Below are 7,488 nucleotides of genomic sequence, written 5' to 3'. Positions count from 1 at the left end.
ATGGCGCAGCGGACGGGACTCGAACCCGCGACCCCCGGCGTGACAGGCCGGTATTCTAACCGACTGAACTACCGCTGCGCATATGGACTTGCGTCCGGTTCCTCTCTGGTAACACCTTCTTGCGAAAGTGTCGGGTCAGGAACATCTCAGGAAGTGGTGGGTGATGACGGGATCGAACCGCCGACCCTCTGCTTGTAAGGCAGATGCTCTCCCGGCTGAGCTAATCACCCGTGTGCTTCGCTGAGGTGGCGAAATTTACGCAGGTATCGAACCTAAGTCAATAGCCTGATTGAAGTTTTTTTCACTGAGGTGAAAAAAACAGCTTCAAGCTTCAAGCTGCAAGCCACAAGAAAAAGCAAAATCAAAAGCACATTGCGGACATCTTGCCGCTACCGATAGATCATCTTCTTGGTCATGCCACCGTCGACCACGAATTCCTGGCCGGTGACGAAGCCGGCATTGCGCGACAGCAACCAGGCCACCATCGCCGCCACGTCTTCCACCGTCCCTACCCTGCCCGCCGGATGCTGGGCATGGTCGGCTTCGGTCAGGGGCTCGGCACGGCGCTGGGCGGGATCACGGGCATCGATCCAGCCGGGGCTTACCGCATTGACGCGAATCTCCGGGCCCAGGCTCATGGCCAGGGCATGGGTCAGGGCCAGCAGCCCGCCCTTGCTCGCGGCATAGGCCTCGGTGTCGGGTTCCGATTGCCCGGCGCGGGTCGACGCCAGGTTGACGATCGCCCCGCAATGGGCGCGCAGGTACGGCGCACAGTGCTTGGCCAGCAGCATCGGGCCACCGAGGTTGACCGCCAGCACCCGGTTCCAGTGCGCCAGGCTCAGGCTTTCGAGGGTGGTGTTGTGCGGGTCGGCAATCGCCGCGTTGCACACCAGGGCGTCGAGCCGGCCAAACTGGCCCAGCACTTGGGCCACGCCGGTCATCACCTGGGCTTCGTCGGCGACATCCATGCCGACGAACCAGGCGTTGTCGCCAAGCACCTTGGCGACTTTCGCGCCACGGGCACGGTCGAGGTCAGTGAGCACCACCTGCCAGCCTTCACTGATCAGCCAGGCGGCAATGCCCAGGCCAATGCCCCGCGCCGCCCCGGTGACCAGGGCGACGCGGCCGTTATGGCTGCTGTCGCCCACCGACCAGTCGATCACAGCGCCGCCAGCCCGCGGGCCAGATCGGCCTTGAGGTCAGCGACGTCTTCCAGGCCCACGGCAACCCGGATCAGGCTGTCGCGAATGCCGGCAGCCTCACGCTCCTGCGGCGACAGACGGCCGTGGGAAGTGGTGCCCGGGTGGGTGATGGTGGTCTTGCTGTCACCCAGGTTGGCGGTGATCGAAATCAGCCGGGTGGCGTCGATGAAGCGCCAGGCGCCCTCTTTGCCGCCCTTGACCTCGAAGCTCACCACCGCGCCGAAGCCGCTCATCTGCTGCTTGGCCAGCTCATGCTGCGGATGGCTCTGCAGGCCCGCGTAATGGACCTTGTCGATGCCGTCCTGCTGCTCCAGCCATTCGGCCAGGGCCTGGGCGTTGGCGCAGTGGGCGCGCATGCGCAGGTTGAGGGTCTCCAGGCCCTTGAGGAAGATCCAGGCGTTGAACGGGCTCAGCGACGGCCCGGCGGTGCGCAGAAAGCCCACCACTTCCTTCATCTGCTCGCTGCGCCCGGCAACCACGCCGCCCATGCAACGACCCTGGCCGTCGATGAACTTGGTCGCCGAGTGCACGACAATGTCGGCGCCCAGCTTCAGCGGCTGCTGCAAGGCCGGGGTGCTGAAACAGTTGTCGACCACCAGTTGCGCGCCCTTGGCATGGGCGATCTCGGCCAGGGCGGCGATATCCACCAGCTCGGCCAAGGGGTTTGAGGGCGATTCGACGAACAGCAGCTTGGTGTTGGCCTTGATCGCCTGGTCCCAGGCGGCCAGATCGGTCAGCGGCACGTAGTCGACCTGCACACCGAAGCGCTTGAAGTACTTCTCGAACAGGCTGATGGTCGAACCGAAGACGCTCTGCGAGACCAGCACATGGTCACCAGCGCTGCACAGGGCCATGACGGTCGAGAGGATCGCCGACATGCCGGTGGAGGTGGCCACCGCCTGCTCGGCGCCTTCGAGGGCGGCGATGCGCTCTTCGAACGCGCGTACGGTCGGGTTGGTGTAGCGTGAATAGACGTTGCCTGGAACCTCGCCGGCGAACCGCGCGGCGGCATCGGCCGCCGTGCGGAACACGTAGCTGGAGGTGAAGAACAGCGGGTCGCTGTGCTCACCTTCCGGCGTGCGATGCTGGCCGGCGCGTACCGCCAGCGTGTCGAAAGCGACCCCTTCGAGGTCGCTGTCCAGGCGCCCGGCATCCCATTCCTGTGTCATGCCGCTGCTCCTAACTTAGTTGTTGTAGAGGTCGATGATCGCGCTGACCGCCTGGTTCTTGACCTTGGAGGCGTCGTTGCGCGCCTGCTCGATCTTGTCCAGGTAGGCTTCGTCGATGTCGCCGGTGACGTACTTGCCGTCGAACACCGCGCAATCGAAATGCTCGATCTTGATCTTGCCACCGCCGACCGCTTCGATCAGGTCCGGCAGGTCCTGGTAGACCAGCCAGTCGGCGCCGATCAGTTCGGCGACATCCTGGGTGCTGCGGTTGTGCGCGATCAGCTCGTGGGCACTCGGCATGTCGATGCCGTAGACGTTAGGGAAGCGTACCGCCGGGGCGGCGGAGCAGAAGTAGACGTTTTTCGCGCCGGCTTCGCGGGCCATCTGGATGATCTGCTTGCAGGTGGTGCCGCGCACGATCGAGTCGTCCACCAGCATCACGTTCTTGCCGCGGAACTCCAGTTCGATGGCGTTGAGCTTCTGGCGTACCGATTTCTTGCGCGCAGCCTGGCCGGGCATGATGAAGGTACGGCCGATGTAGCGGTTCTTGACGAAGCCTTCGCGGAACTTGACGCCCAGGTGGTTGGCCAGTTCCAGCGCCGCGGTGCGGCTGGTGTCGGGAATCGGGATAACCACGTCGATGTCGTGGTCCGGACGCTCGCGCAGGATCTTCTCGGCCAGCTTCTCGCCCATGCGCAGGCGCGCCTTGTACACCGAGACGCCGTCGATGATCGAGTCAGGACGGGCCAGGTAGACGTGCTCGAAGATGCACGGCGACAGCTGCGGGTTGGTCGCGCACTGACGGGTGTGCAGCTTGCCCTCTTCAGTGATGTACACCGCTTCGCCCGGCGCCAGGTCACGGATCAGGGTGAAGCCCAGCACGTCCAGCGAAACGCTTTCGGAGGCGATCATGTACTCGACGCCTTCGTCGGTGTGACGCTGGCCGAAGACGATCGGACGGATGCCGTTGGGGTCACGGAAACCAACAATGCCGTAGCCGGTGATCATCGCCACCACCGCGTAACCGCCGACGCAACGGTTGTGCACGTCGGTGACTGCGGCGAACACGTCTTCTTCGGTCGGTTGCAGCTTGCCACGCACCGCCAGCTCATGGGCGAAGACGTTGAGCAGCACTTCCGAGTCGGAGTTGGTATTGACGTGGCGCAGGTCGGACTCGTAGATCTCCTTGGCCAACTGTTCGACGTTGGTCAGGTTGCCGTTGTGCGCCAGGGTGATGCCGTAGGGCGAGTTGACGTAGAACGGCTGGGCCTCGGCCGAGGTCGAGCTGCCCGCAGTCGGGTAGCGCACGTGGCCAATACCCATGTGACCGACCAGGCGCTGCATATGCCGCTGCTGGAAGACGTCACGGACCAGGCCGTTGTCCTTGCGCAGGAATAACCGGCCATCATGGCTGGTCACAATACCGGCAGCGTCCTGGCCGCGGTGCTGGAGGACGGTTAGCGCGTCATACAGCGCCTGATTGACGTTCGACTTACCGACGATACCGACGATGCCACACATGCGACGCAACCCCTACTTAATGAAACTGGACTGAACAGCGCTCAAGGCGTTTTGGGCCCAAGCAGCTGTTCCTGGAACGGGAGATCAGCCGGTGCGCTGATTCCGCTGGCTAGCCACTGACTGGTGAACCCCAGAATGAGGTTTTTCGACCAGTCAGCCACCAATAGAAATTGTGGCAGGAGGCGAGACTCCTGCCACCACTGATCCTGTTGTACCGGCCCCAGGCTCAACAGCCCGACGGCCACTACCACCAGCAAGGCCCCGCGGGCGGCGCCAAAGGCCATGCCCAGGAAGCGATCGGTCCCGGACAGCCCGGTGACGCGAATCAGCTCGCCGATGAGAAAATTGATCATGGCCCCCACCAGCAGGGTGGCGACGAAAAGAATGGCGCATCCGCCGATGACCCGGGCCGAAGGCGTCTGGATATAAGCTTCCAGGTACTGCGACAGCGAGCCACCGAACATCCAGGCCACGGCACCGGCGATGATCCAGGTAAGCAGCGACAAGGCCTCTTTGACAAAGCCGCGCTTGAGACTGATCAGCGAAGAAATGGCGATGATCGCGAGAATCGCCCAGTCGACCCAGGTAAATGCCACAGTGTTGCCTGCAAACGGATAAGGCGGCGCATTTTACCAGAGCAACGGGCTGTCGGTAAGCAGTGATTTACCGCCCGGTGCGGGCCGGGCGGCAAGGGTTCAGCTGCGCTCGGGCTGGAAGCGCACGACAAAGCCCTTGAGCTTCTGCTGGCGGTTGATCACATCACGCAGGCGCTCGGCCTCGGCGCGCTCGATCAACGGCCCGACATACACCCGGTTCATGCCTTCAGCCGAACGGATATAGGCGTTGTAGCCCTGGCTGCGCAGGGTTTTCTGCAGGTTGTCGGCACTGGCGCGATTGGACAGGCTGGCCATCTGGATCGACCAGCTGACCGGCAGGCCGTTGGCGTCGATCTTGCCCGCCGCCGGCTTGGCCGCGGTGGCGACCGTGGCTGCCGGTTTGACTTCCACCTTGGCTGGCGCCGGCGCGGCCGGTTTTGCGGCGACGGCCGGTGCAGCCGGCGCTGGCGTCGGCGCAGGCGTGGCACTTGGCGCCGGGGTAATCGGCGTGCTCGGCGCCTGCAGCGGTGCAGTGGACTGCTCGACGATCACCGGCTCTTCAGGCAGTACCTGCGGCTCCGGGACTTGAACAGGTTCCACCTGCACTTGCGGCAGGGTTGGCGCGGCCGGTGCCTCGGGGGCTTCGACGCGCACCTGGCGCATTTCGTCTTCGCGGGAGAACAGCATCGGCAGGAAGATCACCGCCAGTGCCACCAGCACCAGCGCCCCGACCATGCGTTGCTTGACCACTTTATCCAGCAATGCCATTTGCCCCGTCCTCCGTGGCCTGCCGGTCGAGCCACTGCAAGGCTTCGCCGACACAGAAAAATGATCCGAACAGCAGGATTTCGTCATCTGCCGTTGCCTGCGCGCACTGCCCTTCCAGGGCAGCAGCGACACTGGCGTAAGACTGCACCACAGCGCCAAGGTTCGTCAGCGCCGCTTGCAGCTCGGCGACTGGCCGGCTGCGGGCGGTATCCAGCGGTGCCACGGCCCAGGCCTGAACCTGTTGCTGCAGCGGCTTGATCACACCCTCGAGGTCCTTGTCGGCGAGCAAACCGAACACCGCCAGGCGCTTGCCCTGCAGCGGCCGCGCGGCCAGGCGCTGAGCCAGGTACTCGGCAGCATGCGGGTTGTGCCCGACATCCATGAGGATAGTCAAAGGTTTGCCTTGCCAGGTGAAGGCCCGACGATCAAGGCGGCCGACCATGCGCGTGCTGCGCAGGGCCTCGGCGATTTGCCCGGCATCCCACGGCAGGTCGAGCAACAGATAGGCCTGCAGCGCAAGCGCGGCGTTTTCCATTGGCAGGTCGAGCAACGGCAAGTCCTGCAACTCGACCACCTCGCCGCGGGCATTGACCCCGCGCCATTGCCAGTACCGGTCGGTACTGGCCAGGTCGAAGTCGCGGCCGCGCAGGAACAGCGGGCCGTGCAGGGAACGGGCCTTGTCCAGCAACGGCTGTGGCGGATTGAGGTCGCCGCACAGGGCCGGCTTGCCCTCGCGGAAAATCCCGGCCTTCTCGAAAGCTACCAACTCGCGGGTATCACCCAGGTAGTCGCTATGGTCGACGCCGATGCTGGTGACCAGCGCCAGGTCGGCATCGACGATATTGACGGTATCCAGGCGTCCGCCCAGGCCGACTTCGAGCACTACGGCGTCCAGCGCCGCCTGCTTGAACAGCCAGAACGCCGCCAGGGTGCCGGCCTCGAAGTAGGTCAGGGAAATCTCGCCGCGGGCTGCCTCGACGGCAGCAAAGGCTTCGCACAGTTGCTCATCGCCAGCTTCAGCGCCGTTGATCTGCACCCGCTCGTTGTAACGCAGCAGGTGCGGCGAGCTGTAGACACCGACTTTGAGGCCCTGGGCGCGCAGCAACGCGGCCACGAAGGCACAGGTCGAACCCTTGCCATTGGTGCCGGTCACGGTGATTACCCGTGGCGCCGGCTGGCCCAGCCCGAGCCGCGCAGCGACCTGTTGCGAACGCTCCAGGCCCATGTCGATGGCCGACGGATGCAACTGCTCGAGGTAGGCGAGCCAGTCGCCAAGGGTACGTTGGGTCATACGGTGGCAGGCGCCGGCGGAACGACGATCGGCTCGCTCACCGGAGCGACGAACTTCGGCGTCGGCAGGCCCATCATCTGTGCCAGCAGGTTGCCCAGGCGCTGACGCAGATCCTGACGCGGGATGATCATGTCGATGGCGCCGTGCTCGAGGAGGAACTCGCTGCGCTGGAAGCCTTCTGGCAACTTCTCGCGTACGGTCTGCTCGATCACGCGCGGGCCGGCGAAGCCGATCAGCGCCTTGGGCTCACCGACGATCACATCGCCGAGCATCGCCAGGCTGGCGGAAACGCCGCCGTAGACCGGGTCGGTCAGTACCGAGATGAACGGGATGCCTTCCTCGCGCAGGCGCGCCAGTACCGCAGAGGTCTTGGCCATCTGCATCAGCGAGATCAGCGCTTCCTGCATGCGCGCACCACCGGAGGCCGAGAAGCAGACCATCGGGCAGCGGTTTTCCAGGGCATAGTTGGCCGCGCGGACGAAGCGCTCACCAACGATGGCGCCCATGGAACCACCCATGAAGGAGAATTCGAAGGCGCTGACCACGATCGGCATGCCCAGCAGGGTACCGCTCATGGAGATCAGCGCGTCTTTCTCGCCGGTCTGCTTCTGGGCGGCAGTCAGGCGGTCCTTGTACTTCTTGCCATCGCGGAATTTCAGGCGGTCGACCGGCTCCAGGTCGGCACCCAGCTCGGCGCGGCCTTCGGCATCGAGGAAGATGTCGATGCGTGCGCGAGCGCCAATACGCATGTGATGGTTGCACTTAGGGCAGACATCCAGGGTCTTTTCCAGCTCCGGACGATACAGCACGGCCTCGCAGGACGGGCACTTGTGCCACAGGCCTTCAGGGACCGAACTCTTCTTCACCTCGGAACGCATGATCGAAGGGATCAGTTTGTCTACTAACCAGTTGCTCATGCTTTCTTTCTCCAGTAACGGCGA

The 7,488-nt window shown here is 64.2% G+C and carries 7 protein-coding genes and 2 tRNA genes; all 9 read right to left on the bottom strand.

The features are described from left to right. Position 1: 1 nt before the first annotated feature. The 9 genes from ABM562_RS20825 to accD all read right to left on the bottom strand — a co-directional run bounded on the left by ABM562_RS20825 (position 2) and on the right by accD (position 7,464). Positions 2 to 78, bottom strand: a tRNA-Asp gene (locus ABM562_RS20825). Positions 79 to 154: 76 nt separating this feature from the next. Continuing rightward, positions 155 to 230 (bottom strand) — tRNA-Val (locus tag ABM562_RS20820). 159 nt (positions 231 to 389) lie between these two features. Beyond that, positions 390 to 1,148 (bottom strand): SDR family oxidoreductase, encoded by a 759-nt coding sequence (locus ABM562_RS20815; RefSeq protein ID WP_177414847.1) that lies wholly within the window; start codon positions 1,146 to 1,148, stop codon positions 390 to 392. A gap of 11 nt (positions 1,149 to 1,159) precedes the next feature. Next, positions 1,160 to 2,371, bottom strand: a complete 1,212-nt coding sequence (locus tag ABM562_RS20810; RefSeq protein WP_095161624.1) for an O-succinylhomoserine sulfhydrylase — start codon at positions 2,369 to 2,371, stop codon at positions 1,160 to 1,162. A 15-nt stretch (positions 2,372 to 2,386) separates the two neighbouring features. Then, entirely contained in the window at positions 2,387 to 3,892 is a 1,506-nt protein-coding gene (gene purF / locus ABM562_RS20805) for an amidophosphoribosyltransferase (protein ID WP_115085991.1), read from the bottom strand. A gap of 41 nt (positions 3,893 to 3,933) precedes the next feature. Next, on the bottom strand, positions 3,934 to 4,488 hold the full coding sequence (locus ABM562_RS20800) for a CvpA family protein (protein WP_036996463.1): 555 nt from the start codon (positions 4,486 to 4,488) through the stop codon (positions 3,934 to 3,936). Positions 4,489 to 4,587: 99 nt separating this feature from the next. Then, positions 4,588 to 5,256 (bottom strand): SPOR domain-containing protein, encoded by a 669-nt coding sequence (locus tag ABM562_RS20795; protein WP_134061819.1) that lies wholly within the window; start codon positions 5,254 to 5,256, stop codon positions 4,588 to 4,590. Continuing rightward, positions 5,240 to 6,547, bottom strand: a complete 1,308-nt coding sequence (gene folC, locus ABM562_RS20790) for a bifunctional tetrahydrofolate synthase/dihydrofolate synthase (protein ID WP_460423171.1) — start codon at positions 6,545 to 6,547, stop codon at positions 5,240 to 5,242. The genes ABM562_RS20795 and folC overlap by 17 nt, the downstream gene beginning before the upstream one ends. Further along, positions 6,544 to 7,464: an acetyl-CoA carboxylase, carboxyltransferase subunit beta gene (accD, locus tag ABM562_RS20785; RefSeq protein WP_460423169.1), complete on the bottom strand. Its 921-nt coding sequence runs from the start codon at positions 7,462 to 7,464 to the stop codon at positions 6,544 to 6,546. The genes folC and accD overlap by 4 nt, the downstream gene beginning before the upstream one ends. Positions 7,465 to 7,488: the final 24 nt, after the last annotated feature.

It is taken from the genome of Pseudomonas sp. ZL2 (genome assembly GCF_054788455.1).
The sequence above is the reverse complement of the archived record's forward strand: the minus strand, read 5'-3'. Positions and strand labels throughout refer to the sequence as shown.